23 protein-coding genes are annotated in these 26,004 nt (G+C 65.3%); 13 read left to right on the plus strand and 10 right to left on the minus strand.

The window, feature by feature from the left end; genetic code table 11:
• The first annotated feature begins 173 nt into the window (after nt 1-173).
• The 3 genes from ACZYTC_RS19620 (at nt 174) to ACZYTC_RS19630 (ending at nt 4,064) form a co-directional block, all read left to right on the plus strand.
• Nucleotides 174-1,169, plus strand: a complete 996-nt coding sequence (locus tag ACZYTC_RS19620) for an AraC family transcriptional regulator (protein ID WP_434958828.1) — start codon at nt 174-176, stop codon at nt 1,167-1,169.
• Nucleotides 1,170-1,586: 417 nt separating this feature from the next.
• Nucleotides 1,587-3,038, plus strand: coding sequence for a biotin carboxylase (locus ACZYTC_RS19625; protein ID WP_441772254.1), 1,452 nt, complete (start codon nt 1,587-1,589; stop codon nt 3,036-3,038).
• A 48-nt stretch (nt 3,039-3,086) separates the two neighbouring features.
• Nucleotides 3,087-4,064, plus strand: a complete 978-nt coding sequence (locus ACZYTC_RS19630; RefSeq protein ID WP_488990340.1) for a C45 family autoproteolytic acyltransferase/hydrolase — start codon at nt 3,087-3,089, stop codon at nt 4,062-4,064.
• Nucleotides 4,065-4,077: 13 nt separating this feature from the next.
• Here ACZYTC_RS19630 and ACZYTC_RS19635 read toward each other — a convergent pair whose 3' ends face one another.
• The gene (locus tag ACZYTC_RS19635) at nt 4,078-4,872 is read right to left on the minus strand and encodes a restriction endonuclease (protein WP_434958825.1); all 795 of its coding nucleotides are present in this window, start codon (nt 4,870-4,872) and stop codon (nt 4,078-4,080) included.
• Between the two features lie 95 nt (nt 4,873-4,967).
• Between ACZYTC_RS19635 and ACZYTC_RS19640 the strand changes: the two genes are divergently transcribed.
• Nucleotides 4,968-5,189: a SlyX family protein gene (locus tag ACZYTC_RS19640; protein WP_322434554.1), complete on the plus strand. Its 222-nt coding sequence runs from the start codon at nt 4,968-4,970 to the stop codon at nt 5,187-5,189.
• Between the two features lie 28 nt (nt 5,190-5,217).
• Nucleotides 5,218-5,529, plus strand: a complete 312-nt coding sequence (locus ACZYTC_RS19645; protein WP_434958824.1) for a hypothetical protein — start codon at nt 5,218-5,220, stop codon at nt 5,527-5,529.
• A gap of 70 nt (nt 5,530-5,599) precedes the next feature.
• Here the strand turns inward: ACZYTC_RS19645 and ACZYTC_RS19650 are convergent, their stop codons facing one another.
• Nucleotides 5,600-8,905, minus strand: coding sequence for a GH36-type glycosyl hydrolase domain-containing protein (locus tag ACZYTC_RS19650; RefSeq protein WP_488990341.1), 3,306 nt, complete (start codon nt 8,903-8,905; stop codon nt 5,600-5,602).
• 408 nt (nt 8,906-9,313) lie between these two features.
• Here ACZYTC_RS19650 and ACZYTC_RS19655 point away from each other — a divergent pair, with 408 nt between their 5' ends.
• The gene (locus tag ACZYTC_RS19655) at nt 9,314-10,201 is read left to right on the plus strand and encodes a bifunctional 5,10-methylenetetrahydrofolate dehydrogenase/5,10-methenyltetrahydrofolate cyclohydrolase (RefSeq protein ID WP_434958822.1); all 888 of its coding nucleotides are present in this window, start codon (nt 9,314-9,316) and stop codon (nt 10,199-10,201) included.
• 202 nt (nt 10,202-10,403) lie between these two features.
• Here the strand turns inward: ACZYTC_RS19655 and scpA are convergent, their stop codons facing one another.
• The 3 genes from scpA to ACZYTC_RS19670 are packed head-to-tail and all read right to left on the minus strand — an operon-like array spanning nt 10,404 to nt 16,140.
• On the minus strand, nt 10,404-12,569 hold the full coding sequence (gene scpA / locus ACZYTC_RS19660; RefSeq protein WP_488990342.1) for a methylmalonyl-CoA mutase: 2,166 nt from the start codon (nt 12,567-12,569) through the stop codon (nt 10,404-10,406).
• A gap of 8 nt (nt 12,570-12,577) precedes the next feature.
• Nucleotides 12,578-14,581: an acetyl-CoA carboxylase biotin carboxylase subunit gene (locus ACZYTC_RS19665; RefSeq protein ID WP_488990363.1), complete on the minus strand. Its 2,004-nt coding sequence runs from the start codon at nt 14,579-14,581 to the stop codon at nt 12,578-12,580.
• Between the two features lie 26 nt (nt 14,582-14,607).
• Nucleotides 14,608-16,140, minus strand: coding sequence for an acyl-CoA carboxylase subunit beta (locus ACZYTC_RS19670; protein ID WP_488990343.1), 1,533 nt, complete (start codon nt 16,138-16,140; stop codon nt 14,608-14,610).
• 88 nt (nt 16,141-16,228) lie between these two features.
• Between ACZYTC_RS19670 and ACZYTC_RS19675 the strand changes: the two genes are divergently transcribed.
• The 6 genes from ACZYTC_RS19675 (at nt 16,229) to ACZYTC_RS19700 (ending at nt 20,163) form a co-directional block, all read left to right on the plus strand.
• Nucleotides 16,229-17,680 (plus strand): helix-turn-helix domain-containing protein, encoded by a 1,452-nt coding sequence (locus ACZYTC_RS19675; RefSeq protein WP_488990344.1) that lies wholly within the window; start codon nt 16,229-16,231, stop codon nt 17,678-17,680.
• A gap of 13 nt (nt 17,681-17,693) precedes the next feature.
• Nucleotides 17,694-18,242, plus strand: coding sequence for a cytochrome b (locus tag ACZYTC_RS19680; protein WP_441772261.1), 549 nt, complete (start codon nt 17,694-17,696; stop codon nt 18,240-18,242).
• A gap of 90 nt (nt 18,243-18,332) precedes the next feature.
• Nucleotides 18,333-18,623: a YciI family protein gene (locus ACZYTC_RS19685; protein WP_434958817.1), complete on the plus strand. Its 291-nt coding sequence runs from the start codon at nt 18,333-18,335 to the stop codon at nt 18,621-18,623.
• 21 nt (nt 18,624-18,644) lie between these two features.
• Nucleotides 18,645-19,064, plus strand: a complete 420-nt coding sequence (locus ACZYTC_RS19690) for an EVE domain-containing protein (RefSeq protein WP_441772263.1) — start codon at nt 18,645-18,647, stop codon at nt 19,062-19,064.
• 18 nt (nt 19,065-19,082) lie between these two features.
• On the plus strand, nt 19,083-19,691 hold the full coding sequence (locus tag ACZYTC_RS19695) for an HAD family hydrolase (protein ID WP_488990345.1): 609 nt from the start codon (nt 19,083-19,085) through the stop codon (nt 19,689-19,691).
• 31 nt (nt 19,692-19,722) lie between these two features.
• Nucleotides 19,723-20,163: an acetyltransferase gene (locus ACZYTC_RS19700; RefSeq protein ID WP_434958814.1), complete on the plus strand. Its 441-nt coding sequence runs from the start codon at nt 19,723-19,725 to the stop codon at nt 20,161-20,163.
• Here the strand turns inward: ACZYTC_RS19700 and ACZYTC_RS19705 are convergent.
• Complete coding sequence (locus tag ACZYTC_RS19705; RefSeq protein ID WP_488990346.1) at nt 20,160-21,071, minus strand: LysR family transcriptional regulator; 912 nt, start codon at nt 21,069-21,071, stop codon at nt 20,160-20,162. The two genes, ACZYTC_RS19700 and ACZYTC_RS19705, sit on opposite strands and share 4 nt — an antisense overlap.
• Nucleotides 21,072-21,172: 101 nt before the next feature.
• Here ACZYTC_RS19705 and ACZYTC_RS19710 point away from each other — a divergent pair, with 101 nt between their 5' ends.
• Nucleotides 21,173-22,240: an aldo/keto reductase gene (locus ACZYTC_RS19710; protein WP_434958812.1), complete on the plus strand. Its 1,068-nt coding sequence runs from the start codon at nt 21,173-21,175 to the stop codon at nt 22,238-22,240.
• Nucleotides 22,241-22,448: 208 nt separating this feature from the next.
• Here ACZYTC_RS19710 and ACZYTC_RS19715 read toward each other — a convergent pair whose 3' ends face one another.
• The 4 genes from ACZYTC_RS19715 to ACZYTC_RS19730 form a co-directional block, all read right to left on the minus strand.
• A complete protein-coding gene (locus ACZYTC_RS19715; RefSeq protein WP_488990347.1) occupies nt 22,449-23,327 on the minus strand; it encodes a sigma-70 family RNA polymerase sigma factor in 879 nt (292 codons plus the stop codon).
• A complete protein-coding gene (locus ACZYTC_RS19720) occupies nt 23,327-23,779 on the minus strand; it encodes a carboxymuconolactone decarboxylase family protein (RefSeq protein ID WP_434958810.1) in 453 nt (150 codons plus the stop codon). Before ACZYTC_RS19720 ends, ACZYTC_RS19715 begins: the two co-directional genes overlap by 1 nt.
• A gap of 355 nt (nt 23,780-24,134) precedes the next feature.
• Nucleotides 24,135-24,725: a PqiC family protein gene (locus ACZYTC_RS19725; protein WP_488990348.1), complete on the minus strand. Its 591-nt coding sequence runs from the start codon at nt 24,723-24,725 to the stop codon at nt 24,135-24,137.
• On the minus strand, nt 24,725-26,004 hold a 1,280-nt coding region (locus ACZYTC_RS19730; protein WP_488990349.1), incomplete at its 5' end, for a PqiB family protein. The genes ACZYTC_RS19725 and ACZYTC_RS19730, both read right to left, overlap by 1 nt.

A 26,004-nucleotide genomic window follows, 5' to 3' on the forward strand; every position in this document is an offset into this window, starting at 1 on the left:
TCCTGTCGAAGTGACCTGGAGCCAAACGCGTTCAGGCGGAAACGCTCATTTGCTCCAAACTCTTTGGTTTGACGCGTTTTGCAATTCTTGGTGTCCCGCCAAATCGCAAAACGCTATCGCGTTGCAGCAACATAGGGTGGACATGTCGGACGATCCATGTCATCAAATCCGGAATGCTTTACCATTCGTCCGGACTTGAGCGCGTGCGCCGCGATAACCCGCCGGCAGACCTGATGAGCGAATTGCTCCTCGGAATGCGTCTCAACGGCGTGCAATATCGGCGCCTGCATGCCGCGCCGCCTTTCGGCGTTCATTTCGGCACTGTCGAGGGACGGGCCCAGTTCCATTTCGTCGCCTGCGGTACGGTCTATCTGCGCATGGCAAGCGGCGCGGTGCACAGCCTCGGGCCGGGCGATGCGGTGCTGCTGCCGCGTGGCGGAGAGCACGACCTCGTTTCCGCACCGGACCTGCCGAGCCAGGATGTCGGCACCTACGAGGCAATCCCGCTCTGCAAGAGCGTCAGCGCCGTCTCGGCCTGTGCCGAGGAGACCTGCCCGAGCCGGCACGCCCATGTCTTCAGCGGTTGCATGGAGTTCGATCTCGGCGGCATGCATCCGCTGGTCGCCCAGATGCCGGAAGTGATGCTGGTCGGCACGCTGCTGGAGCGTCAGCCGGAAATCGAGCCGATGCTGCGGGCGATGGAGCGTGAGGTGCTCACCGAGCGCGTCGGCTCGGCAGGCATCCTGGCGCGGCTGGCCGACGTGGTGTCCGCTTCCATCGTGCGCGGCTGGGTGGAATGCGGCTGCGGAGAAGTGGGCGGTTGGCTGGACGCGCTGCGCGATCCGCGCTTGAGCCGTGCCATCGGCGCCATGCATCGCGACCCCGGCCGGGACTGGACGGTGGCGGAACTGGCCCAGGAGATGGGCGCCTCGCGTTCGGTCTTCGCCGAGCGTTTCCTGGCGGTGACAGGCCAGACGCCTTTGCGTTACGTCACCGAGTTGCGCATGCGCCTGGCAGCCGAATGGATCGGACGCGACCGCATGTCGATCGACACGGCCGCCCAACGCCTCGGCTATGCCTCGCAGGCTGCTTTCAGCCGCGCCTTCAAGCGCGTGACAGGCATGCCACCGGGTGCCTTGCGCACGGAAGGCCCCCACGCGCAAGCCTGAGGGCGGCAGAAGACGACACCGATGAAAGTGTGGCTTTCTCCTTCTGCAAGACGAGAAGGCAGTCTGGCTTCATGTGTCTCGACCGAAATCCATCATCCGTTATGGCTATTGCTGGCCCGGTTGCCGGCCTGCTGGAAGTGTGTCAGAAATTTGGCGGAGAGGACGTCGCCCCATAGAAGGGAGCCTCATGCCGGCTGGTGAGCCTGTTGTCGCCTGGTTGAGCCGTCGCAGGCATGCTGCGGCACTTTTGGAGTGCGACAAGGGTGGCTGGGCCAAGCGCCTGGTTTTCACCTCGCCGGTTTTCCCTCGCCGATACCCCACGGGACGACGGTGCGCTCTTCGAGCCCCGCGCTTCGCCTCTTTGGCCGTACAAGCCCTCCAACAACGGCAAACCCTGCAGAGAATGGGATCCCCATCATGAGCGGACGTGAGAAGCTGCGCAGCCTGAGCGATATCTATCGTTTCCTGCGCATGAACGAGACGCCGATCTATGTCGTCACGCCGACGCCCTTCAACCTGCTCGGGCTCGATGAGTGGGTGGGTGGCCTGGAGTTCATCAATTATTTCGACATTTTCGACGGCAGGCACCCGCGCGTCTTCGTGCCGCCGCGCACCGGGCCGGTCGAGTTCAAGTCAATGGAGGACGTTGCCAACTATCTGGTGGCGCACCCTGCCTTCAGGGCTCGTATCCGCAAGAAGCCGCGTGGCAAGGCGATCTTCGTGATGTTCGACGAGGAGACCGAGGAACTCTGCGCCGAAGCCGGTGTCGATGTCGCCCTGCCGAAGGCCGCCTTGCGCACGAGGCTCGATTCCAAGATCGAGACGACGCGGCTCGGCAATGAGGCGGGCGTCGCCAGCGCCCCCAACACCATGGGCTTGGCCAGCAGCTACGAAGAACTCGGCGTGCTGGCCGCTGCAGCGGGTCTCGGCAGCGACCTCGTGGTGCAGACGCCCTATGGCGACAGCGGGCGCACCACCTTCTTCGTCAAGAGCCAGGCCGACTGGGATAAATACGCCGCCAAGATCATCGGCCAGGACTTGAAGGTGATGAAGCGCATCAATCACCTTCCCGGCACCATCGAAGGCTGCTGCACCCGCCACGGCACGCTGGTCGGCCCGGTGATGACCGACATTACCGGCTTTGCCGAGATCACGCCCTATAAGGGCGGCTGGTGCGGCAATGACGTCTCGCCGACCATTCTGCCAGGCGATGCGCCCGATCGGGTACGCGAGATGGCACGCAAGCTTGGCGACCGGCTCTATGAGGAGGGCTATCGCGGCGTGTTCTGCTGCGACTTCCTGCTCGATACCGATACGCACGAGGTCTATCTGGGCGAACTCAATCCGCGCGTCTCCGGCGCTTCGCCGCCGACCAATCTGATCACCACCATCTATGGCGGCTGCCCGCTCTTCCTGTTCCACCTGCTCGAATTCCTCGATGTCGATTACGACCTCGACGTCGAGGCTGTGCAGAGCCGCTGGAAGGAATATGACCACTGGACCCAGCTCATCCTCAAGCAGACCGAGGATAAGGTGGAGATGATCACGCGGGTGCCGCAGTCGGGCATCTGGCGCATGAATGATCGCGGCGAGATCGCCTATCAGCGCTCCGCCCTCGACCTGACCAGCGTCGGCGACGAGAACGAGGCCTTCTACATGCGCGTGTACGGCGTGGGAGAATATTGCTACCATGGCGCCGATATGGGCTGTCTGCTGGCGCGAGGCCGGATGCAATCGGACGCCCGGGAACTGCTGGCGCGTGCCAAGAAATGGAACGCCGGCATCAAGGCGCAGTTCGAGTCGGTGCCCCTGTCCGCGATGACCGCCATCGTGCCGCCGGTGGACATGCCGTCGGCCAAATGGATCTAGCGGAAGTGGATCTGACCGAACGCGCCCGAAAGGCATGAGTGGAAAGAAATGAACGTAGGGTTCCGCAGCTTGCGGGAACAGGGGCCTGGCCCGGCTTGGAACGCGGTGTTCCAGGCCGGCTGGCCGGGCTGGCGACAATGGTTTCTGGAACGGGGCGGCGCGCAGGCGCCCAGCCTCACCGATGCGACGCGCGCCGTGCGGCGCTTCATGCCGGAAATGGAGGGGCTGTGGTCCGGACTGGTGGCGGCGGTGCCGTCGGACGAGGATGTCGCCCGCTTCCTGAGTTTCTGGACCCCGCCGCGTTATCTCGTCCATTGCAGCCAGGCCGTATTGGTCGATGATCACGGTCCCATCTTGGTGCGCAATTACGATCTGGCACCGGAGCTGAACGAGGGCACGCTGCTCCGCTCGCGCTGGCGCAGCCGGGACGTCATCGGCATGGTGGACGGTCTATCCGGCCTCGCCGACGGCATGAACGATGCCGGCCTGGTCGTCTCGCTTACCTTCGGGGGCCGGGCCGTGGCCGGCAGGGGCTTCGGCGCGCCGATGATCGTGCGCTATCTCCTGGAGGTCTGCTCCGACACGCATCAGGCGGTGGAGGCGCTGCGCTCGGTTCCCTGCCACATGGCCTACAATGTCACGGTGCTCGATCGCCAGGGCCGTTGGGAGACGGTCTATCTCTCGCCCGACCGGCCGGCGATCGTCTCCGGCAAGGCCTTCACCACCAATCACCAGCTTGGCGTGGAATGGCCGAGGCATGGCCGCCTCTCGCGCACCCTGGAGCGGGCGGCAGCCCTCGAGCAGATCCTGGCGAACCCAGCGCTCGACGGGGAAGGATTGTCTGCGGCCTTCCTGACGCCGCCCTTGCTGACGACGAGTTACGCGCTGGGCTTCGGCACGGTCTACACGGCCTGCTATCGCCCGGCCACTGGGGCCGTGACCTTGCTCTGGCCCGGTCAGGCCGCAAGGCACTGGACCTTCCAGGACTACGGCCAGATCGAGTTCGAGGTGTCCTATCCGGATTGAGGGTAAAGAAGCCTCATCGCGCCGGCTGCAGCATGGCCTCGAGATCCGGCAATTCACTGTGATGGACGAGGAGCACGCCAAGCTTGCGTGCGAGTTGTTCGGCCGAGTTGGTGAAATCCCGGTTGGAGACCACCACGGCATAGTCGGCGTCGGTGAAGCCGGCGGCGGCATGGGCTTCCTGCACGGCCTTGTTGCCCACGGGGTTGCCGAAATAGAGCTTGCATTGCAGGGCGACGGTGGTGCCATCGCGCTGCGCCAGGATATCGATGCCCTGATCGCCGGACTGCCCTGTCACTTCGGCCTCCCAGCCCGCCTTGCGCAGGAGATCGGCGCAAAGATGCTCGTAATCCTGTGGCGAGATCTCTTCCATGGCGTCGGGAATGCGGGCGTCGGGTTCCACCGCCGCCCATTTGCCCACCATGCGGGTGGCAAGGGCGTCGAAGCGGGCGATTTCCTTCTCGTCGAGAGAGAGCTTGGTGGAGGCGCGAAAGCGCACCAATTCATCCCGCCATTTGTCGAACTCCTCGGCGCCATAGGCATTGACGCGCACGAGCTGGCGATAACGCTTGGTCAGGGCAGGGCCGTGGCGGCGGATCAGGCGGCGCCATTCGGGGCTGTCGCCGCCGACGGGCAAAAAGCCGAACCATGTCAACAACCAGATCAGCACGAGGGCGGCAAGGGCCAGGCCGGCGGCCAGGCCCGTCAGGCGGTCGAGACGCGCCAGATTCATCGCGACGATGAAAACGATCGCGAATTTGGTCAGGCTGACCCATGCCGACGCGCGAAATATGCCGAATCCCCGAAACATGGGCTGGTTCTAGCGCAAATATCTTGCCAAGAGGTTGGATGAGGCCGGTACTGTCCGGCACGACGAAGCGAGAATTGACGAAAGCGGGAATTGCCATGACCGAGATCGAAACGCTCAGCGCCCGCGTCGACGCGCTGGAGACGCGCGTGGCCTTCCAGGACGAGACCATCGAGGATCTAAACCAGGCTGTTATCGCGCAATGGAAACAGATCGAGGCGCTGAACCGTCTGCTCACCCAGCTCTCGGACCGCGTCGAGATCAGCGAGCAACGCGCCGATCTCGCCGGTTTGCCCGAACCGCCGCCGCCGCATTATTGAACACAACGCATTCATGCCGGAACCCATCGTGACCGAACCTTCGCAACCCAACTCCCCGATATCGCTCGCTCAGGCTGCTCACCTTCTGGGCGTGGAAGCCAAGACTCTGGCCAATGTTGCACGCCAGCACGGCTTCTTCACGGCCATGGGCCGCGAGGTCTTCTTCACCGAGGCGCAGCTCAAACAGGTGAAGGCGCTGCTGTCGGACAAGGCGCGAGCCGAGAAGAGAGCGGCCTTGCGCAAGAAAAAGCCTGCCTCCACCTTCGGCATGCACGAGAGCACGGAGCTGCGCAAGCAGCGCCGCCGCACCAAGAAGCGCCAGGGCAAGAAGGAAGAGTAGGGGTTCTTCCGGGTGTACGGACGTCTCGTCCGCTCTTGGACACGTGGCGCGTGCACCCAGGAAGAACCTTCTACGCCAGGTTCGACCGGCTGCCCTCAAGTCCTGCCACCATCGGTGGGTTTTCTTCCCTCACCCCGAAATGCCGGCGCTTGCCGAGCACCTGCTCGACGATGGCGCGGGTGAATAGCCCGGGGCCGCTCGAATAGATGCGCCAGCCACCATCGACGTCGATCGTTCCTGTTCGCACGCGACCCCATTCGGCACTAGCGACGTAGCGATCGGGGAAGGCGGCGTCGGAAGAAGAGAAATAGGTGTTGCGCTGGCGCAGCGAGGCATTGGGCAAATGCTGCGTCACGGCGATCGGATTGATCAGGGCAAGGCCTTCCCAGGCCTTCTGCGCCTCGCCGAGCTTTGCCAAAGCCTCGCAATAACGCAGATGGGCATGCACATACATCAGGCCGATCTCTCGCCCGAAGAAGGACGACGATTCGGCGCGGCGGAACAGCTTTTCCGGGCCGCCATTGTAGACGACGGGCCGATCCATCAGATGGGCACCGTCCGGTAGCAACAGATGCTCCTCGATCAGCTTGAGGTGGTGGCGGGCTTGGGTCTGCGTGAACAGGCCGCCGATGATGGGCTGCGTCATCGAGATCAACGAATAGGACAGGCCCGTCCTGGTGTCGCTGGGATGCAGCAAGAGCTCGACGCCGCCCGATTTGGCGTCGACCGGCGCAATATCGGTCTCACCGGGCGCTGCTTCCGCCTCGCCGAAGATGGCGTGATCGAACAGGCCATAGCCGGCCACCACGCCGTCGCGGATCAGATGCTGGTTGAAATCGCCGCGCATCCGGGCGGCGAGATCGGAAAGTTCGGCACTGCGGGCCGTCTCGCCCCGACGCTTGAGGATGGAAGAATAGCGCACGACCTGTTCGTAGAGCAGCGCCACCGTCCAGCTCGACACCATCCAGTCGCGCAGATGCGGATCGGCGGGCTGGAGCGAATCGTTCCAGTCGCCTTCGCCATAGCGCACCAGATGCGTGCCGGGGATGAAGCTGGCCGTGACGGTTTCGAGGAGCTTGTCGACATGGCTCGAGAGCGTCGACCGTGTTGGAGTCGCCGCGTTCTTGTCGTCGCGCCAGGGTGTCTCGGCGTCGAGCACGGTGAGGTCGCCGGTGGCTTCCACATAATCGCACAACGCTTTCAGCGGCCAGACGATGACGTCACCATGGCTGTCGCCCGCCCTTATATAGGGGTAGGGATCGAGCATGAACCATTGTGGCCAGTCCCCCCGCGACTGCGACTGCTCGCCGAACAAAGTGAGGAGGATGTGGCGCACCTCGGCATCGTGCTCGAGGGCCAGCATCAGCTCGATCGGCCCCTGGCAGACGTCGCGGGTGCCCCAGGCGGCGCCGGTATATTGTTCCAGGCCATGCGGCACGGTGAGGTGCATCATGGCGTCATGGGCGAGCCAGGGCAGCATCAGATCCTGCGCCTCGACATCCGGGCCGGTGCCCTCCAGGCGCAGGTCGCGGGTGAGAAGGCTCCAGAACCGTCGTGCCGGGACGAGCAGGCTCTCGGCATCCGGACCGGCGGCAAAGCGGTCGGCCAACTTCTCGCCCTCGGCGGCCGATGTCATCGAGCCGGTGACGGCGAAGACGAGTTCGTTGGTGGCATGCGAGCGCAGGGCGACATAGGCGCCGTCGCGCGCCTTGCCGTCGACATAGAGGAGCTCGTCACCGCCCACGGTCTCAACGGCGGAAGGAGTCGAGGTGACCAGGTGATAGGCCGCTTCCTTGTAGGTCTGCCCCCACAGCCAGTCCGAGCCCGGCGTGAGGCTGATGCGCTTGGCGGCGGCATCGATGGTGATGGTGCCGGTCTGTTCATAATCGCGCTCGCCCATCACAACATGGCCGAACACCAGGAAACGGCAGGGAGCCCCCTCGACGGTGACGCGCCATTGCATGGTCGGCGCGTCGCCGGCGGCAACGGCATGCACGGTCACTGTGCGTCCGGGCAGGCGATAGATCCATTTGGCGTCGTTGAGCCCGATGTCGAAGGCGCTCGGCACGCCCAGCAGCTTCCAGCCGTCGCCGGCGTCCATCAGGATGCGCAGGCCGCTGCCGCGCGTGATGTTGTAGGGATCGCGCGAGACCGAGAACAGCTTGTGAAAGGAGGTGTTGCCGATGGTGAGCTGCGCTCCGAACACGCCATGCATCCAGGCGGTGGAGCACAGGGTCGCATCATCGAGCCGCATGCTGGTGCCGCTGCGTAGCAGGGCGCCGTGGCGGCGTGGCACCTGTGCTTCCTTGGCTGCGAGCACGACATGCCGGTTCTGCCCGCCATCCGGCACGAAGAAGGATAGCAGGGCGCCGTTCTGCACTTCCTCCGCCAGGCGCTCGGGGTAGCGCGCCGCGAGGTCTCCGGCTTCAAGCGGGAGCACCGGCAGCGGGGCGGCATCCTGCACCAGGCTGCGTGCCGGATCGGCCGGAGACGGCGCGTCCGTGCCGGTTTCGCCGGCCCGGCCGGCAGCGGCGACGGCCGCCGGTAGATCGGCTGGACCGGAAGCGGCAGGGTGGTTTGGCGTAAACAATCCGAAGAAGGTAATGTCAGCTTTCGAGCCTTGCCCGATGCTGACGGGCCGGGATTGCAGGGCGATGCAGCCGACCTCGTGCTGGCGGCGCTGCGAGGGCAGGTCGGTGCCGAAAGCCGCGTCGAACACGCCGGTGATGCGATAATCCGGGCCGAGGACCTGGATCGCGTCGGTGGCAAAGGCCACCGCACCGCTGGTGCAGCCTTGCGCCAGCCAGGGGAACTTGCCGCCTTGTGACAGGTTCTGCCGGCTCATCAGCACCGGGCCGAGAGCCTCGTGCTTTTCGACATGGTGATCGAGATATTGCGAGACATAGGCTTCGCTGTTCATCAGGAAGCCGCGGCTGCCCAGGCCGACATCCTGGATAAGGACGAGATCGCAGGGCTGCGCTGCACCTGCGCCCGACAGCTCGATTTGCCAGAACCAGAGCGCCTCGCCGGGATGGAGGGCAAGCCTCACCCGATAGGCGATGCTGCCGGCTTCGCCCTGCCAGACCGCGCTGGAACCACCAGCCGCGAATCGGCCCTTGGCACCGGGGCCGACCAGCTCCTGCACGATGGGGCTTGCGCCGCCGGCGCGCAGATAAAGCCGGCTGATGCCGCCATGGATAGGCGATCCCAGCACCTGGTTGAGCGTGACCCGGTCCTTGCCGTCGTCATGCTCGATGGCGAAGACCGTGCCGTTCTCCAGGAAGGAGACGCTGAGGCCGCCGGTGTTTCGGATGGTCCTGAGCTGGAGATCCTTTTCGCGCGGGATTGTAAATTGGCGCGTGCTGCCATCCGCCATGGCCTGTCTCCTCAAGCTGGCAGACCGATGCAGAGGCCTGCGAATCGCAGGGGCATTGGTCGACCTTGTCAGGACGCTACTCGGAAGGCAAAAGCGGGCCCTGTCAACGGTTCCAGGCGCGCGAGCGTCTACCTCTCCAGTAGATGTTGCGGTTCCAAGTTGCGGAAGAGATGTCCGCGCTCTCAGCCGCGCCGCTTCCAGCGCGACATTGGTTGGGTTCGAGCATGAACCGCTACGGCTGAGAGCGCGGACGTCTCTTCCGCATCCTGCCTTTCCAAATCGCCCGTTCATCTGAGGGAAAAACAAGACAGAACAGGACGAGATGGGCTTGTTGCAGAAGGCGCCGCTGCGCTATAATTTATTCTGAAGAAAGAAATTCCACTGTCCGTAAACCATCGAAAGCTCGCCATGACCGAATTGATCGACGGCAATGTCCATGCGGCCAATGTCCGCGCCCGCACCAAGGTTCGCGCGGAGGCCTTTGCCGCCGCCCATGGCCGCAAGCCGCGCCTCGACGTGGTGATCGTCGGCAACAATCCGGCAAGCCGGGCCTATGTGAACACCAAGGCCAAGATGGCGCATGAGACGGCGATCGACGGCCGGCTGATCGAATTACCCGAAACCGTCTCCAAGGAAGAGCTGCTCGGCGTGATCGCGGGCCTCAATGCCGATGCGGGCGTCGACGGCATCCTGGTGCAGTTGCCGCTGCCCGACCATCTCGATGGCCAGATGATGATCGATGCCATCCATCCGGCCAAGGATGTCGACGGCTTCCACCCGATGAATGTCGGCAAGCTGTTCACCGCGTCCAAAATCGACCCGGAAGCGATGCTGATCCCCTGCACCCCGCTCGGTTCGCTGCTGATGCTGCTCGACACCGTGGGCAAGGAAGGGCTTTCCGGCAAGAAGGCGGTGGTCGTCGGCCGCTCCAACATCGTCGGCAAGCCGATGGCGCAGTTGTTGCTCGCCTATGACTGCACCGTCACCATCGCCCATTCGCGCACCAAGGACCTGCCCGCCGTCTGCCGTGAGGCGGACATCTTGGTCGCCGCCGTCGGCCGGCCCGAGATGGTCAAGGGCGACTGGATCAAGGATGGCGCCGTGGTCATCGATGTCGGCATCAACCGCGTGCCCACCGAGGATGGCAAGGGCCGCATCGTCGGCGACGTCGCCACCAAGGAAGCCATGGGCAAGGCTTCCTACATCACCCCGGTTCCCGGCGGCGTCGGCAAGATGACGGTGGCCTGCCTGCTGCACAACACCATCGTGGCCGCCGAAGCGCGGGTGAAGGGGTAGGCGCGACACCAGCCGCTCCTTCTCCCCGTTCTCACGGGGAGAAGGTAAGGATGAGGGGCAGCGCAGCGGTAACAAACAGAGCTTTGCACAGCCCCTCACCTCTATCCTCTCCCCACAAGCGGGGCGAGGGGACACAAGCGCCGTGTCATATTGGGAACCGCTGTCTCTCGTCCAATCCTTCACTTGCTCTTGTGAGTGTCCTTCACCCCTGCCGCCGGGCCTCGTTGCTCAACCGCCCTTCCAGAAGATCGAGCACGGTGCGCGCCGCGTCGAGGACCGGTGTGCCCGGGCCGAACACGGCTGAAACCCCAGCCTCGCGCAGGAAGTCATAGTCCTGGCGCGGAATGACGCCGCCACAGACCACGGCGATATCGGCCCGGCCGCGCGCCTTCAGCTTTTCTATCAACTGGGGCAGCAGTGTCTTGTGCCCGGCTGCGAGCGAGGAGACGCCGACGACGTCGACCTTTTCGGCGAGGGCTAGGTCGACAGCCTCGTCCGGGGTCTGGAACAGCGGGCCGGCGACCACCTCGAAACCCATGTCGGTGAAGGCCGAGGCGACGACCCGGGCGCCGCGGTCATGGCCGTCCTGACCGAGCTTGGCCACGAGGATGCGCGGCTTGGCGCCGCGCTGCGCCGTGAAGGCGGCGATGCGGCCGGCGAGAATCTCCACTTCCGGCCCCTCGCCGAAAGCAGGGCGATAAATGTCCGCCACCACCTTGGGACGGGCGCTGTGGTCCCCGAATTCGACCCTGAGCGCGTCGGAGATCTCGCCCACCGTGGCGCGGTGGCGGGCGGCCTGGACGGCCGCCTCCAGGAGATTGCCTGTCCCGCTGCGCGCCACTTCGGTGAGCGCGGCAAGGGCCCTGGCCACCGCCTGCGGGTCGCGCCGGCGCCTGACATCCGCCAGGCGTCGGATCTGCGCCGCGCGCACGGCATGATTGTCGATGTCGAGGCTGTCGATCGCAGGCTCGTCCTCGAGCTGATAGCGGTTGACGCCAACAACCACCTCGTCGCCGCGGTCCACCGCCGCCTGCCGCTTCGTCGCGGCTTCCTCGATCAAACGCTTGGGTAGGCCGGCCGCCACCGCCGCCGTCATGCCGCCCATCGCTTCGACCTCCTCAATCAGCGCCCAGGCCTGGGTGGCAAGGTCATGGGTGAGGCTTTCGAGGTAATAGGAACCGGCCAGGGGATCGACCACCTTGGTCACGCCGGTCTCGTGCTGCAGGATCAACTGGGTATTGCGGGCGATACGGGCTGAGAATTCCGTCGGCAGCGCGATCGCCTCGTCGAAGGAGTTGGTGTGCAGCGATTGTGTGCCGCCGAGGGCCGCCGCCATCGCCTCATAGGCTGTGCGCACGATGTTGTTGTAGGGATCGCGCTCGGCCAGCGACACGCCGGAAGTCTGGCAATGAGTGCGCAGCATCAGCGATTGCGGATCCTTGGGGCCGAACTCGGTCATGATGCGCGACCACAGGAGGCGGGCTGCGCGTAGCTTGGCGACTTCCATGAAGAAGTTCATGCCGATAGCGAAGAAGAAGGAGAGCCGTCCGGCAAAGGCGTCGACGTCGAGCCCCTTGGCCAGCGCCGCCCGCACATAGTCGCGGCCATCCGCCAGCGTGAAGGCGAGTTCCTGCACCAAAGTCGCCCCCGCCTCCTGCATGTGATAGCCGGAGATCGAGATCGAGTTGAAGCGCGGCATCTCTCTGGCGGTGTAGGCGATGATGTCGGCGACGATGCGCATCGAGGCGGCTGGCGGGTAGATATAGGTGTTGCGGGTGATGAATTCCTTGAGGATGTCGTTCTGGATCGTGCCCGATAATTTCGTGCGCGATACGCCTTGTTCCTCGCCCGCCACGATGAAGAAGGCCAGCACCGGTAGCACCGCCCCGTTCATGGTCATGGAGACCGACATCTCTTCGAGCGGGATGGCGTCGAACAGGATCTTCATGTCCTCGACGCTGTCGATGGCGACGCCGGCCTTGCCGACATCGCCTTCCACGCGCGGATGGTCGGAATCGTAGCCGCGATGGGTGGCGAGATCGAAGGCGACGGAAAGGCCCTTTTGTCCGGCGGCGAGCGCCTTGCGGTAGAAGGCGTTGGAGGTTTCCGCCGTGGAGAAGCCGGCATATTGGCGGATGGTCCAGGGCCGGCCAGCATACATGGTGGCGCGCGGGCCGCGCAGAAAAGGCTGCTGGCCGGGCAGGGAACCGAGATGGGTGACGCCGGCGAGATCGGCCTCGGTATAAAGCGGCTTGACCGCGATGCCTTCCGGGGTCTGCCAGGTCAGGCTGTCCGGATCGGCCTTGACCTCCTTCCTGGCCAAAGCACGCCAGTTTTCGAGGGGCGTATCGGTGACAGGTACGGACATTACGGACCTCATTCGAATTCGAGGATGAGTTCGTCGACGGCGAGACTGGCGCCCTCGGCCACGGCGATGCGGCTGATCGTGCCAGCCTTTTCGGCGCGCAGCACATTCTCCATCTTCATCGCCTCGATGGTGGCGAGCGCCTGGCCGGCCTCCACCGCTTCGCCCTCGCTGACGGTAATGGCGGCGACCACGCCGGGCATCGGGCAGAGCAGGAGCTTGGAGGTATCGGGCGGAATTTTCTCGCGCATCAGGCGGGCGAGCGCGGCAACGCGGGGGCTGCGCACCTGCACCAGGACGTCGCGGCCATGCCAGCGCAGGCGCAGTCCGCCGGCGGTGACGCCAACCTTCACGGCCATGGCCTCGCCACCGACGCTGAAATGGCCGAGGGCCTGGCCGGGCGTCCAGCGGTTGGTGACGGCGAGCAGCGAGCCGTCGGCGAAGACGACATGATAGCCGCCGTCGACGGCATCGATGGTGAAGGGCAGGGCATGGCCTGCCAGGGTGGCGACGAAGTCGCGGCCGATGGCGCGGCGGTGATTGTCCATGGCGCCGGAGATGGCGCTGTCGCGGTGCTGGCGGATATGGCTGATCACCGCGGCCACGGCCGCCAGGCGCGGCAGGTCGGTGTCTCCAGGCTCCACACCGGTAAAGCCGCCCTGGTATTCCTCGGCGATGAAGGCCGTAGTCAGCTTTCCGGCGCGGAAACGCTCGTGATCAGCCAGAGCCGCTAGGAAGGGCAGATTGTGGCCGATGCCCTCCAGCTCGAACTGGTCGAGGGCGCGGGCGAGGGCGTCGATCGCCTCCAGGCGGGTCGGCGCATAGGTGCATAGCTTGGCGATCATCGGATCGTAATGGATCGAGATCTCGCCGCCTTCCTGCACGCCGGCATCCACCCGCACCAGGCCACCCTCGCCATCCGGCCCCTCGGCCGGGGGACGATAGCGGCTCAGCCGCCCGATCGAGGGCAGGAAGTTGCGGTAGGGATCCTCGGCATAGACGCGCGCTTCCATGGCCCAGCCGGTGAGGCGGACCTCGTCCTGGGTGAGGGGCAGGCGTTCGCCGGCGGCGACGCGGATCATCGCTTCGACCAGATCGAGGCCGGTGACCAGCTCCGTCACCGGATGCTCGACCTGCAGGCGGGTGTTCATCTCCAGGAAGTAGAAATTGCGGTCCTTGTCGACGATGAACTCCACCGTGCCGGCGGAGTGGTAGCCGACGGCCCGGGAGAGGGCCACGGCCTGCTCACCCATGGCGCGCCTTGTCGCCTCGTCGAGGAAGGAGGAGGGCGCTTCCTCGATGACCTTCTGGTTGCGGCGCTGGATCGAGCATTCGCGCTCGCCCAGATAGATCAAATTGCCGTGCTGGTCGCCCAGCACCTGGATCTCGATATGGCGCGGCTCGGTGACGAATTTTTCGACGAAGATGCGGTCGTCGCCGAAGGAGGACTTGGCCTCCGAGCGTGAGGCGCGGAAGCCCTCGCGGGCCTCGGCGTCGTTCCAGGCGATGCGCATGCCCTTGCCGCCGCCGCCGGCGGAGGCCTTGATCATCACGGGATAGCCGATCTCGGCGGCGATACGGGCGGCTTCGCCCGCATCCTCGATCAGGCCCATATGGCCTGGTACCGTCGACACGCCGGCTTCGGCCGCCAGCTTCTTGGAGGTGATCTTGTCGCCCATCGCCTCGATCGCCCTGGGCGGCGGGCCGATGAAGGCGACGCCCGCCTCGGCGAGTGCCTTGGCGAAGGCGGCATTCTCCGACAGGAAGCCATAGCCTGGATGCACCGCATCGGCGCCCGCCTCGTGGACAGCGGCGAGGATGGCGTCGATCTTGAGATAGGACTGGGAAGAGGGCGGCGGGCCGATGCGCACGGCCTCGTCGGCCTCGCGCACATGCACGGCGTCGCGGTCGGCGTCGGAATAGACGGCGACGGTGGCGATGCCGAGCTTGCGGGCGGTGCGGATGACCCGGCAGGCGATCTCGCCGCGATTGGCGATGAGGATCTTCTTGAACAGGGGGGGCTTCGTCACGGTGTCGATCCTCACAGCGGCATGGTGTCGTGCTTGCGCCAGCGCGTCTCGGCCGCCTTGCGGCGCAGCGCCGCGAAGGCGCGGGCGATGCGCTTGCGCGAGGTGTGCGGCAGGATCACCTCGTCGATGAAGCCGCGTTCGGCCGCGATGAAGGGGGTGGCGAAGCGGGCCTCGTAATCCCGGGCACGCTCGGCGATCTTCTCGGCATCGCCGAGTTCGGCACGGTGCAGGATCTCGGCCGCGCCCTTGGCGCCCATCACCGCGATCTCGGCAGTCGGCCAGGCATAGTTGACGTCGGCGCCGATATGCTTGGAGGCCATGACGTCATAGGCGCCGCCATAGGCTTTTCGGGTGATCAGCGTCACCATCGGCACGGTGGCCTGCGAATAGGCGAAGAGCAGCTTGGCGCCGTGCTTGATCACCCCGCCATATTCCTGCCCGGTGCCCGGCAGGAAGCCGGGTACGTCGACCAGGGTCAGGATCGGGATGGAGAAGGCGTCGCAGAAGCGCACGAAGCGTGCGCCCTTGCGCGAGGAATCGATGTCGAGGCAGCCGGCCAGCACCAGCGGCTGGTTGGCGACCACGCCGACGGTCTGACCCTCGATCCGGATGAAACCGGTGACGAGGTTGCGGGCGAAGGCCTCGCCGACCTCGAAGAAATCGCCTTCGTCGGCGACGGCCAGGATCAGTTCCTTCATGTCATAAGGCTTGGTGGAGCTGTCGGGCACCAGGGTGTCCAGACGCATCTCCAGCCGCGACGGATCGTCGTGGAAGGGCCGCACCGGCGGCTTGTCGCGATTGTTGAGCGGTAGGAAGTCGAACAGGCGCCGGATTTCTTCGAGCGCTTCGACATCGTTGTCGAAGGCACCATCCGCCACCGAGGATTTCTGGGTGTGGGTGCGGGCGCCGCCCAGTTCCTCGGCGCTGACGACCTCGTTGGTGACCGTCTTGACCACGTCGGGGCCGGTGACGAACATGTAGGAGGTGTCGCGCACCATGAAGATGAAGTCGGTCATCGCCGGCGAATAGACGGCGCCGCCGGCGCAGGGACCCATGATCACCGAGATCTGCGGCACCACGCCGGAGGCCTCGACATTGCGCTTGAAGACGTCGGCATAGCCGGCCAGCGAGGCGACGCCTTCCTGGATGCGGGCGCCGCCGGAATCGTTGAGGCCGATCACGGGCGCGCCGTTGCGCAGGGCCATGTCCATGATCTTGCAAATCTTCTGGGCATGGGTCTCGGACAGCGAGCCGCCGAGCACGGTGAAATCCTGGCTGAACACATAGACGAGGCGGCCGTTGATGGTGCCCCAGCCGGTGACCACGCCATCGCCCGCGACCTTCTGGGCCGCCATGCCGAAATCCACGGCGCGGTGGGTGACATACATGTCGAACTCCTCGAAGGAGCGCTCGTCGAGCAGGACTTCCAGGCGTTCCCTGGCCGTCAACTTGCCCTTGGCGTGCTGCGCCTCGATGCGTCTGATGCCGCCGCCGAGTCTCGCCTCCTCGCGGCGGCTTTCCAACTGTTCGAGGACGGCGCGCATCGGGCTTGCTCCACACGGACTGACATCCCGCCCTGTTAGCTTTTCTCCGCTCTTTGTTCTTGCTTGAAAGAGTGCGAATGCATGATTTATGCTAATTGGAGTTGCAAATTGCAAAATTGCGAACAAGGGTTTCCACTTGGCCGGCAAGCTCTTCATCGGCGCCCGCCTCAGGGCCATCCGCGAGGCCGCCCACGCGACGCAGGCGGCGTTTGCCCAGCGGCTCGGTATCTCAACCTCCTATCTCAACCAGATGGAGAACAATCAGCGCCCGCTCTCGGCTGCGGTGCTGTTGGCGCTGGCCGAGCGTTTCGACGTCGACATCGCCACCATTGCCCAGAGTGACGGTGACCGCCTGCTCTCGGCCCTGAACGAGGCCCTGGCCGATCCGCTCTTCGATGCCCTGGCGCCGAGCCTGCAGGAACTGAAGCTGGTCACGCAGAATGCGCCGGGCTTCGCCCATGCCCTGATCACCGCGCACCAGGCCTACAGGCGCAATTCCGAGCAATTGGCGAGCCTGGACGGGCGGCTGGCGGGAGGCATGTCGGAGCCGACGCCCTATGAGGAGGTGCGCGATTTCTTCCACTTCCTCGACAATTACGTGCATGAGCTCGACACCGCCGCCGAAGCCCTGGCCGAGCGCCTGGGGCTGCCCCGCCGCGAGCCCGGCGCTGCCCTGACCGCTTATCTTGAAAGCCGCCACCGGGTCAGGGTGATGCAGGCGCCGGCCGAGGAGGGCATCATCCGCGGCTTCGACAAGGAGGCGCGAGTGCTGCGCCTGCACCCCTATTCCCCTGCCGCCACCCGGCATTTCCAGCTCGCTTTCCAGATTGCCGCGCTGGAGGCGGAAACCGAGATCGCCGCCATCCTGGCCGGGGCCGACTGGCGCAGCACCGAGGCGGTGGAGATCGCCCGCATCGGCCTCACCAATTATATCGCCGGCGCGCTGACCCTGCCCTACCGGGCTTTCCTCGCCGCGGCGCGGGAGCTGCGCCACGACCTCGAACTGCTCGCGGCGCGTTTCGGCGCCAGTCTCGAACAGGTGGCCCATCGTCTCTCCACTCTGCAGCGGCCGGGCTCCAAGGGCGTGCCGGTGTTCTTCGCGCGCATCGACCGGGCCGGCAACATCACCAAACGCCATAGCGCGGCCAAGCTGCAATTCGCCCGCTTCGGTTCCGCCTGCCCGCTCTGGAACGTGCACCAGGCCTTCGAGGCGCCGGGCCGCATCATCCGCCAGCTCGCCGAAACGCCGGACGGCGAGCGCTATCTCAGCGTCGCCACCGAGATCGCCAAGGGCGGTGGCGGCTTCAACGCAGCCCAGCGGCGCTACGCCATCACGCTGGGCTGCGAGATCGCCTACGCCAGGGATTTCGTCTATGCCGACGGCCTTGATCTTTCCAACCGCGCGGGTTTCGATCCGATCGGCATTTCCTGCCGCATCTGCGAGCGCCAGCACTGCCATCAGCGCGCCGTGCCGCCCCTGAAGGCGCATCTGTCGGTGAACCACGACCGGCGCGAAATCGTGCCCTATCGTATCGTCTAGGCTGGAGGCGGCGATGGGGTGGAGCCTGAGGGCCCGGCTGTTCCACTGGATCACGGCGATCGCGATCACCGCGCAATGGATCATCGGCCTCTTCCTCCTCGGCGGCATGGCGATGGCGGGCAATGTCTGGCTGACCACCCATCTGTCACTGGGCCTGGCCATCCTGGCGTTGACCTCGCTCCGCCTCGGTTCCCGGATACTCGACCGCGCACCACGGCGCGTCCGTTCCCCGTTTGCTGCGATCGTTGCAGCTCTCGCTCACAGCGCTCTCTACGCCTTGCTCCTGCTCGTGCCGCTTACGGGCTGGCTCGGCTATCGCCCGGCGCCATTCATGCCGCCGCCGCTCGCCTTCGGCCTGCTGCCCATGCCTGTATTGACGGGGCTGGAGGGCTTGTCGCCGCGCACGATGTTGAGCCTGCATGCCATGCTGACCTGGGCGCTCGTCGCCCTCGTCGTCGTCCATGTGCTGGCGGCCTTGTTCCACGCGGTCGTGCTGCGTGACGGAGTCCTTGGCGGCATGCTGCATGGACGCGGTCGTGGCGATGCCGATCGGGAAGCGTAGGCGCCAGCCGGAATCGGGCCTGGCTTGCCTCTCGACATCGTCTCGCGAAATCGCTACGCGAGGACAACCGACATCAGGAAAGGCGCCGCCATGCTATTCGTCATCCAATGCGAAGACATTCCCAATGGTCTCGAACTCAGGCAGGCGACCCGCCCGGCTCACCTCGATTATCTGAAGACGCAGGACGCCCACATTCTCGGCGCCGGCCCGTTCCTGGACGAAGCGGACAAGATGGTGGGTTCGCTCCTGATCGTGGACTTCCCCACCGAGGCCGAGGCCCGGACCTTCGCCGCGAACGATCCCTATACCAGGGCCGGCCTGTTCGCCTCCACGAGCATCCGTCGCTGGCGCTGGGGCATCAAGCCCCCGGCTGGCCTCTGATCCGGCAAGGAGGCGGTTGTCATGGCCCAATGGCTCATCAAGTCTGAACCCGAAGTGTGGAGCTGGGACCAGCAGGTCGCCGCCGGTGCCAAGGGCACGCCCTGGGACGGCGTGCGCAATCATGCCGCCAAGCTCAATTTGATGGCGATGAAGAAGGGCGACAAGGCCTTCTTCTACCATTCCAACGAGGGCAAGGCCGTCGTCGGCGTCGCTGAGGTGGCGCGCGAGCATTATCCGGACCCGGCCACACCAGGCCAACCCTGGGTGCTGGTGGACTTCAAGGCGGTAGCCCCCTTCCCCAAGCCGGTGACTTTGGCCGATGTCAAGGCCGAGCCGAGGCTGGCCAATATGGCGCTGGTGAAGCTGTCGCGCCTGTCCGTGCAGCCCGTGACGGACGAGGAATGGCAGATCGTCTGTGCGATGGGTGGGTACAAGGTCTGAGCCCAGCTGAACCGTCCAATGGACCAGCCGCGCACCATCAAGGCCGTTGCTTTCGACGCGTTCGGCACGCTCGTCGAGGTCACCGAGGAGCGCCGGCCCTATGTTCGTATTGCGCGAGCCTCGACAATTGGCGTTCTGGCCGCGTCAATCACGCGGCCGCTCGACCTCGGCGCTTTCGCCGATATGTGCGGCGTGCGGCCAAACCCCGAATGGAATGTTGATCTAGAGGCGGAGCTGGTATCCATCCGCGCCTTTGCGGAAAGCCGTGCGGTTCTTGTTGCGCTACGTCGGGCGGGCTATCGCATTGCCCTCGCCTCTAATCTTGCGCTGCCCTACGCGGCTCCGCTGGAGGCTTTGTTTGCTGATCTGTTGGATTGTGCCTGCCTCTCCTTCGAGGTCGGAGCGGCAAAGCCTGCTCCCGCATTTTATCGATCCCTCTGCCTCCAGCTTGGCTGTACACCAGCAGAAATCCTGATGGTTGGCGATAGCTGGCGAAGCGATTATGAGGGCGCGACGAGGTCGGGCCTGCAGGCTCTTCATCTCGATCGCCGCAGCGTCGCGCAGGCTGGGCGGGGAGCTGTCACCATCACGGATCTCCGCCAGTTGCTCGCCATTTTGCCGGTGTGAACGTTATTCTATCTATTCGGACACCGGATTTATGATTACCCTTCGCTCCTCCCGCCCGGCGGATGTGCCCTCCCTGCTCGAGATCTGGCGCGGCTCCGTCAGGGCGACCCATGATTTCCTGCTCCCCGGTGATTTCGAGGCGATCGAGAAGCTGGTCGCCAACGACTATCTGCCGTCAGCGCCCCTGCATGTCGCCGCTGACGGCGACGGCCGGCCATTGGCCTTCATGGGCTTGTCGGTGCGCCATATCGATTCGCTGTTCATCGATCCCGAAAGGCGCGGCCAGGGCATCGGCACGCTGCTGGTCCGCCATGCCCGAGAACAGGGCGAGGGACCGTTGACCGTCGACGTCAACGAGCAGAACACGCAGGCTGTCGGCTTCTACCGCCACCTCGGCTTCGTCGAGACAGGTCGCTCCGCGCTCGATGGTGACGGACGCCCCTATCCGCTGATGCATATGCGCTTGGGTTAGTTTTTCGGAGCCTTGCCCTGATTCGCCGCAACGAAGTCGAGGAAGGCCCGCAGCGGCTGGGCCATCTGGCGGCGGCTGGGATAATAGAGGTGGAAGCCCGGAAAGGGCGGCGACCAGTCCGCCAGAAGGTGGACGAGCCGGCCTGATGCGAGCCCGGGGCGGACCTGATGCTCGAACAGATAGGCGATGCCGACGCCGGCGAGCGCCGCCAGGCAGGCGACCTCCGGTTCGTTGACGATGAGCGGACCTTCCACGGCAGCTTCCAGCGGCCGGCCCTCGCGCTCGAATTCCCAGTGATAGAGGCTGAGATCGGTCGGCCAGCGGAAATTGATGCAGCGATGGCGGGCGAGGTCATGCGGCGTCACGGGCGTGCCGTAACGGGTGAGATAGGTCGGGGCGGCGACGGCCATCAGCCTGAGTTCGCCGCCGAGCCGCACGGCGATCATGTCCCTCTCCACCATCTCGCCGAGCCGCACCCCGGCATCAAAGCGGTTGGCCACGATGTCGATCAGCCTGTCCTCGCTGACGAGGTCCACCGTGATGTCGGGATAGGCTGCGAGGAAGGGGCCGATCAGCGGCCCGATGACATGGATGGCGGCGATACGGGTGGCGTTGATGCGCAGCAGGCCGGCAGGACTGTCGCGCAGGCTCCGTACATCCGCGACGGCGGCGTCGAGATCGGACAGCGCCGGGCGCAGCCGGGCGAGGAAGCGCTCGCCAGCCTGGCTCGGTGCCACGCTGCGGGTGGTACGGTTGAGCAGGCGAACGCCGAGCCTCTCCTCCAGCGAGCGGATGGTCTGGCTCAGGGCCGAAGGCGACAGGCCGAGATGGGCGGCGGCCCGCGCGAAGCTGCCATGTTCGACCACGGCGACGAAAGCCCGCAATTCTACATGCTCGCTGCCGCGCATTCTATATGCTTTCCTTCATAAGCCATGCGCATTCTATAGCATTAACGAAGCAGTCTCCAGGGACCATCTTCGCGGCAGCATCGCAACGGAGGATGACCGCCATGACACTCGCTTTGGATGACTACCGCCTTCTCGGCCGCTCGGGCCTCAGGGTATCCCCACTGTCGCTGGGGACGATGACCTTCGGCACGGATTGGGGCTGGGGCGCCGACGAAGCCGAGGCCCGCCGTATCTTCGACGCCTATGTCGACCGCGGCGGCAATTTCATCGACACCGCCAACCAATATACCAACGGCACGTCCGAGCGCTTCGTCGGCGCTTTCGCCGCCGACCGCCGCGACCGGCTGGTGATCGCCACCAAATACACGCTGCCCTCCCGCCCCGGCGATCCCAATTCCGGCGGCAATCACCGCAGGAGCATGGTGCGTTCGGTCGAGGACAGTCTGAAGCGGCTCGGCACCGACTATATCGACCTGCTCTATCTGCACGCCTGGGACTTCACCACGCCGGTGGAGGAAGTGCTGCGCGGCCTCGACGACCTCGTGCGCTCGGGCAAGATCGTCTATGCCGGCATCTCGGATGCCCCGGCCTGGCAGATCGCCCGCATGCAGACCATCGCCGATCTCCGCGGCTGGGCGCCGCTGATCGCCCTGCAGGTCGAATACAATTTGATCGAGCGCACCATCGAGCGCGAGCTGGTGCCGATGGCCCGCGAATTGGGTCTCGGCGTCATTCCCTGGTCGCCGCTGGCCAGCGGCGTGCTCGCCGGCAAATATAGCCGGGCGGATCTCGACGACAGCGGCGGCTCGGCCGAAGCTTCGGGCACCCGCCGCAATGTCGCGCTGGGCAATGGGGCGCTTACCGAACGCGGCCTCGACATTGCGGAAGTGGTCAAGGCGGTCGCGGGCGAGACCGGGCATACGCCCTCGCAGGTGGCGCTGGCCTGGACACTCACCAATCCGGCGGTCGCCTCGCCGCTCATTGGCGCCCGCACGCTGGCCCAGCTCGAGGACAATCTCGGCGCGCTCGAGGTGACGTTCTCGGACGAGCAGCGCGACCGGCTCGAGGCGGCCAGTGCCATCGAACTCGGCTTCCCGCATGACTTCCTCGATCGTCCGCTGACACGAAACGTGATGTTCGGCGGGCTGAAGATCCCCACGCGAGGGTAGGGGTGTAGATTTCCTACAGTCGTGCCGCCCCTCACCCTTACCCTCTCCCCGTAAGGACGGGGCGAGGGGTGTCAGACGTTGCGCCTCGATGCGAGACAGGGCGCCTGCTGGATAGGGCGGGACATGGAAGTCTCCCTCGCCCCGTTTACGGGGAGGGTAAGGGTGAGGGGCAGCGCTACCTCAAACCAAGCTTGCTGCCATCTCCCCCTCAATGCAGGGTTGTCTCCTCGATATGCTTGAGCTTGTCGGGATTGCGGGTGACGTAGATGCCGACGATCCGGCCATCGCGTATGTCGAGGGCCGTGGTCTGCAGCGTGTCGTCGCGTTCGATGGTGATGAAGCCCGGCAGGCCATTGATATAGGTGTAGCGCACCAGCTTCGACATGGTCTCGGCGAAGTAGTGGGCGAGGCCGGCCTGCAGCTTCATCACGTCCTCGAGGCCGAAGATCGGCTTCATCGCGGCCGGCTTCTTGCCGCCGCCATCGGAATGCACGGCGACATCGGCGGCCAGCAGGGCCTGCAGCGCTGTCATGTCGCCGCTGCGCGAGGCCGCGAAGAAGGCGTGGGCGATCTCCAGTCCACGCTCCTTCGGCATGTCGAAACGCGGCCTGGAGGCGCGGACATGGGTGCGGGCCCGGCTGGCGAGCTGGCGGCAGGCGGCGGGATCGCGCCCGATGGTCTCAGCGATCTCGTCGAAGGAAACGCCGAAGACGTCGTGGAGCAGGAAGGCGGCACGCTCCAGCGGCGAAAGCCGCTCGAGCGCCAGCATCAGCGGCAAGGTGACGTCCTCGACCTCTTCCTCGCCCTCCTCGATCATCGGCTCGGGCAGCCAGGGGCCGATATAGGTCTCGCGCTGGCGTCGGGCCGATTTGAGCACGTCGAGGCAAAGCCGGGTGACGGCGCGGGTGAGGAAGGCCATCGGCTCGCGCACCTCGCTGCGATCCGCGTCGAGCCAGCGCAGGAAGGCATCCTGCACCACGTCCTCGGCGTCGGCGACCGATCCCAGCATGCGATAGGCGATGCGGATCAGGCGTGGCCGCAAGGGATCGAAGCTTGCAGCCGCATCGCTCTGGAGGGCGCCCGGCATCAGGCCGCCGCTTTCGCGCGCACCGGATGCACGGCATTGAAGCCGACATTGACCCGGTTCCAGCCATTGATGGCGACGATCAGCAAAGTGAGTTTCACCTGTTCCTCCTCGGTGAACTGCGCCTTCACCGCTTCGTAGACGTCGTCGGGCGCGCGCTTGTCGGCGACCAAGGTGAGGGCTTCCGTCCAGGCCAAGGCCGCGCGTTCGCGTTCGCTATAGAGCGGCGATTCGCGCCAGGCGTCGAGCAGATAGAGCCGCTCCTCGCTCTCGCCAAGCTTGCGGGCGTCGAGGGCGTGCATATGCAGGCAGAAGCCGCAGCCATTGATCTGAGAGGCGCGCATCTTCACCAGTTCCATCAGGCTGGTCTCGAGGCCGTCGATCCCGGTCGAGAAATCGAGCCACTGCTTCATGATGGCGGGCGAGGCGGCGAAGGGGTTCAGTCTGGCTTTCATGATCATGTCCTCTTGATCGGTTTGCGCAGACATGACGAGCCTGCCTCCGCCGCTGTGACATGGCGGCGAAATTTTTTCGAAGTGACGAAGGCAACTGCACGATGGTTGGGGGAAGGCGCAACGCCAGCCACTCCTTCGCCCCGTTCTTACGGGGAGAAGGCAGGGATGAGGAGCTGCGCGAGGGATACCAAATGGAGCGTAGCGAAGCCCCTCACCTGTATCCCAGCCCACTCCAAGTGGAGTGGCCGATACCCGTAAGGACGGGGCGAGGGGGCACGAATGTCGCGCTCCTTCATCAATTCCGTCAGCTCGCCCAAGCCGTTGTCCTGACTCAGCCGGTCCGGCGTTCGTCCCTTCAGCGCAGCTTGGCGGCGATGTGTCCGGCGAGCTGGTCGAGGGCCGAGCTCATCGCCTCGACCTGGGCGGGGGCTCCGGTATCGGCCGGGGGCACGGCGATGCTGGCCTGGGCCGCCGCGCTGCGGCCGCCATTGCGGTAATGCAGCCGCCATTGCGCCTGCAGCATGACCACGCCCTCGGCATTGGTATCGAAGCGGCTCACCGAAAGTTCGAGGCTGGCCGCTTCCTTGCCCGACACGGTCTGGCTGGTGGTCACCAGCGAGCCGGCGGGCAGGCGCCGGCGCAAATTCTCGGCGAGCACGCGCTGCACCATGGAGCCCATCGGCTCGCCCCAGCGTTCGAACTCGGAGACGCCGAGCTGGACGTCGCCGGAGCGGCGCACCAACTGGGGCCGGTCGAGATATTTGGCGACATCCACCGTTTCGATCGATACCGAGACGGGCCGGCCCGCCACCCGTTGTCCGCCCTGGGAGGCCAGGGTGTAGATCTTGGCCTCGGGCGATGCGCAGGCCGCGAGCAGGCAGAGAGCCAGGCCCAGGCCCGTGAGGGCCGCGATGCGTCCAGAACGACGGAAGGAGGAGAACGGCATCAGTTGCTTCCTCTGGTCTTGCCCCGGATCAGGGATTCGGGGTGCTGCTGCATATAGTCGGTGAGCACGCGAATGGAGCGCACGGCATCGTCGACCTGCGACATCAGGCGCGTGAGGTCGCGCTTGAAGCTGGACGAGCTGCCATAGCCCTGGTCGAAAGAGCCCAGGGTGGAATTGATGCGTTTCATCGACTGCTGGGCGGTGTCGAGCACCGGCTGCAGCCTCTGCATTGCCGGGGCGAGATCGGTCTTGGCCTTGTCGATCAGTTCCCGCGCCGAGGTGAGGGCGCCGGCGAGGGAGCGCAGCGATTCCTTGATCTCCGGTCCGGCGGCAAGGTCCTGGAACGACTTCATGGTGTCGTTGGCCTGGACCACCAGTTTATCCAGCGGCAGTTTCGAGATGCGGTCGAGGATGTCGTTGACCGAGCGCAGGGCGGAGTCGAACTGGTTCGGACTGGTCGGGATCACCGGATAGATAGCGCCGGTTCCCAGTTCCGCCGGCCCGGCCTTAGGATCGATGTCGAACGACACCACGCTCTGGCCAGTCAGGTAATTGCTGGTCTTGATCTCGGCGCGCAGGCCCTTGGCGACCAGCGATTTCAGCACGGTTTCGGGATTGATCGGGCCGTCCGCGCCGACGATCTGGATGCGCTGCGGCTCGATTTCGATCAGGACGGGCGCACGCGGCGTGTTTTTGGTGACGTCATATTGCAGGTTGATACTGACCACTTGCCCGATCTTGAGGCCATGCCACTCCACGTTGGAACCGGCGGCAAGGCCGCCCACGGAGGAATCGAAATAGACCAGATAGCGCAGGCGAACGGTATATTTGGCTTCGTCGGCACTGGCCTGGTCCCGGTAGAGGGTGAAAGCCGTCTTGGGAGCGGCGCGCTCGTTCGAAAGCACGTCGGCCGGCGTATCGAAGGCGATGCCGCCCGCGAGCAGGGCCTGGATGGAATCGAGCTGGAGCCGAAAGCCCTGGGGGCCCGTGGTGAGGGAGACCCCGGAGGCATTCCAGAAATTGGTACTGGTGCGCACTTCCTTGTCATAGGGATCCCTGACGAAGGCGCGGATGGTGATGCCGTCGGCGAGGTTGGAGGAATCGTAGCCGAGGACCTGGCCGACTTCGAGGCCGCGATGGAAGATCGGCGACCCCGCGCTGATCGAACCGATCTGCGTGGTCTTCAGGGCAAATTCCGTTCCGGGCGCGTCGGTGGGAATGACGGGAGGCAGCTCGAGGCCGGCGAAGCTGTCGGCTGTCGTGCCGGCCTTGCCGGGAT

This window comes from Labrys sp. F242 (assembly GCF_057813875.1).

Bases quoted from the DNA above. Each gene is read 5' to 3' on its own strand.
- ACZYTC_RS19710 (WP_434958812.1), top strand. From the start codon at position 21,173: ATGACACTCGCTTTGGATGACTACCGCCTTCTCGGCCGCTCGGGCCTC.
- ACZYTC_RS19685 (WP_434958817.1), top strand. From the start codon at position 18,333: ATGCTATTCGTCATCCAATGCGAAGACATTCCCAATGGTCTCGAACTC.
- ACZYTC_RS19680 (WP_441772261.1), top strand. From the start codon at position 17,694: ATGGGGTGGAGCCTGAGGGCCCGGCTGTTCCACTGGATCACGGCGATC.
- ACZYTC_RS19625 (WP_441772254.1), top strand. From the start codon at position 1,587: ATGAGCGGACGTGAGAAGCTGCGCAGCCTGAGCGATATCTATCGTTTC.
- ACZYTC_RS19670 (WP_488990343.1), bottom strand. From the start codon at position 16,140: ATGCGCGCCGTCCTCGAACAGTTGGAAAGCCGCCGCGAGGAGGCGAGA.
- scpA (WP_488990342.1), bottom strand. From the start codon at position 12,569: ATGTCCGTACCTGTCACCGATACGCCCCTCGAAAACTGGCGTGCTTTG.
- ACZYTC_RS19650 (WP_488990341.1), bottom strand. From the start codon at position 8,905: ATGGCGGATGGCAGCACGCGCCAATTTACAATCCCGCGCGAAAAGGAT.
- ACZYTC_RS19690 (WP_441772263.1), top strand. From the start codon at position 18,645: ATGGCCCAATGGCTCATCAAGTCTGAACCCGAAGTGTGGAGCTGGGAC.
- ACZYTC_RS19620 (WP_434958828.1), top strand. From the start codon at position 174: ATGCTTTACCATTCGTCCGGACTTGAGCGCGTGCGCCGCGATAACCCG.
- ACZYTC_RS19695 (WP_488990345.1), top strand. From the start codon at position 19,083: ATGGACCAGCCGCGCACCATCAAGGCCGTTGCTTTCGACGCGTTCGGC.
- ACZYTC_RS19725 (WP_488990348.1), bottom strand. From the start codon at position 24,725: ATGCCGTTCTCCTCCTTCCGTCGTTCTGGACGCATCGCGGCCCTCACG.
- ACZYTC_RS19675 (WP_488990344.1), top strand. From the start codon at position 16,229: ATGCTAATTGGAGTTGCAAATTGCAAAATTGCGAACAAGGGTTTCCAC.
- ACZYTC_RS19700 (WP_434958814.1), top strand. From the start codon at position 19,723: ATGATTACCCTTCGCTCCTCCCGCCCGGCGGATGTGCCCTCCCTGCTC.
- ACZYTC_RS19720 (WP_434958810.1), bottom strand. From the start codon at position 23,779: ATGAAAGCCAGACTGAACCCCTTCGCCGCCTCGCCCGCCATCATGAAG.
- ACZYTC_RS19635 (WP_434958825.1), bottom strand. From the start codon at position 4,872: ATGTTTCGGGGATTCGGCATATTTCGCGCGTCGGCATGGGTCAGCCTG.
- ACZYTC_RS19630 (WP_488990340.1), top strand. From the start codon at position 3,087: ATGAACGTAGGGTTCCGCAGCTTGCGGGAACAGGGGCCTGGCCCGGCT.
- ACZYTC_RS19655 (WP_434958822.1), top strand. From the start codon at position 9,314: ATGACCGAATTGATCGACGGCAATGTCCATGCGGCCAATGTCCGCGCC.
- ACZYTC_RS19640 (WP_322434554.1), top strand. From the start codon at position 4,968: ATGACCGAGATCGAAACGCTCAGCGCCCGCGTCGACGCGCTGGAGACG.
- ACZYTC_RS19705 (WP_488990346.1), bottom strand. From the start codon at position 21,071: ATGCGCGGCAGCGAGCATGTAGAATTGCGGGCTTTCGTCGCCGTGGTC.
- ACZYTC_RS19715 (WP_488990347.1), bottom strand. From the start codon at position 23,327: ATGCCGGGCGCCCTCCAGAGCGATGCGGCTGCAAGCTTCGATCCCTTG.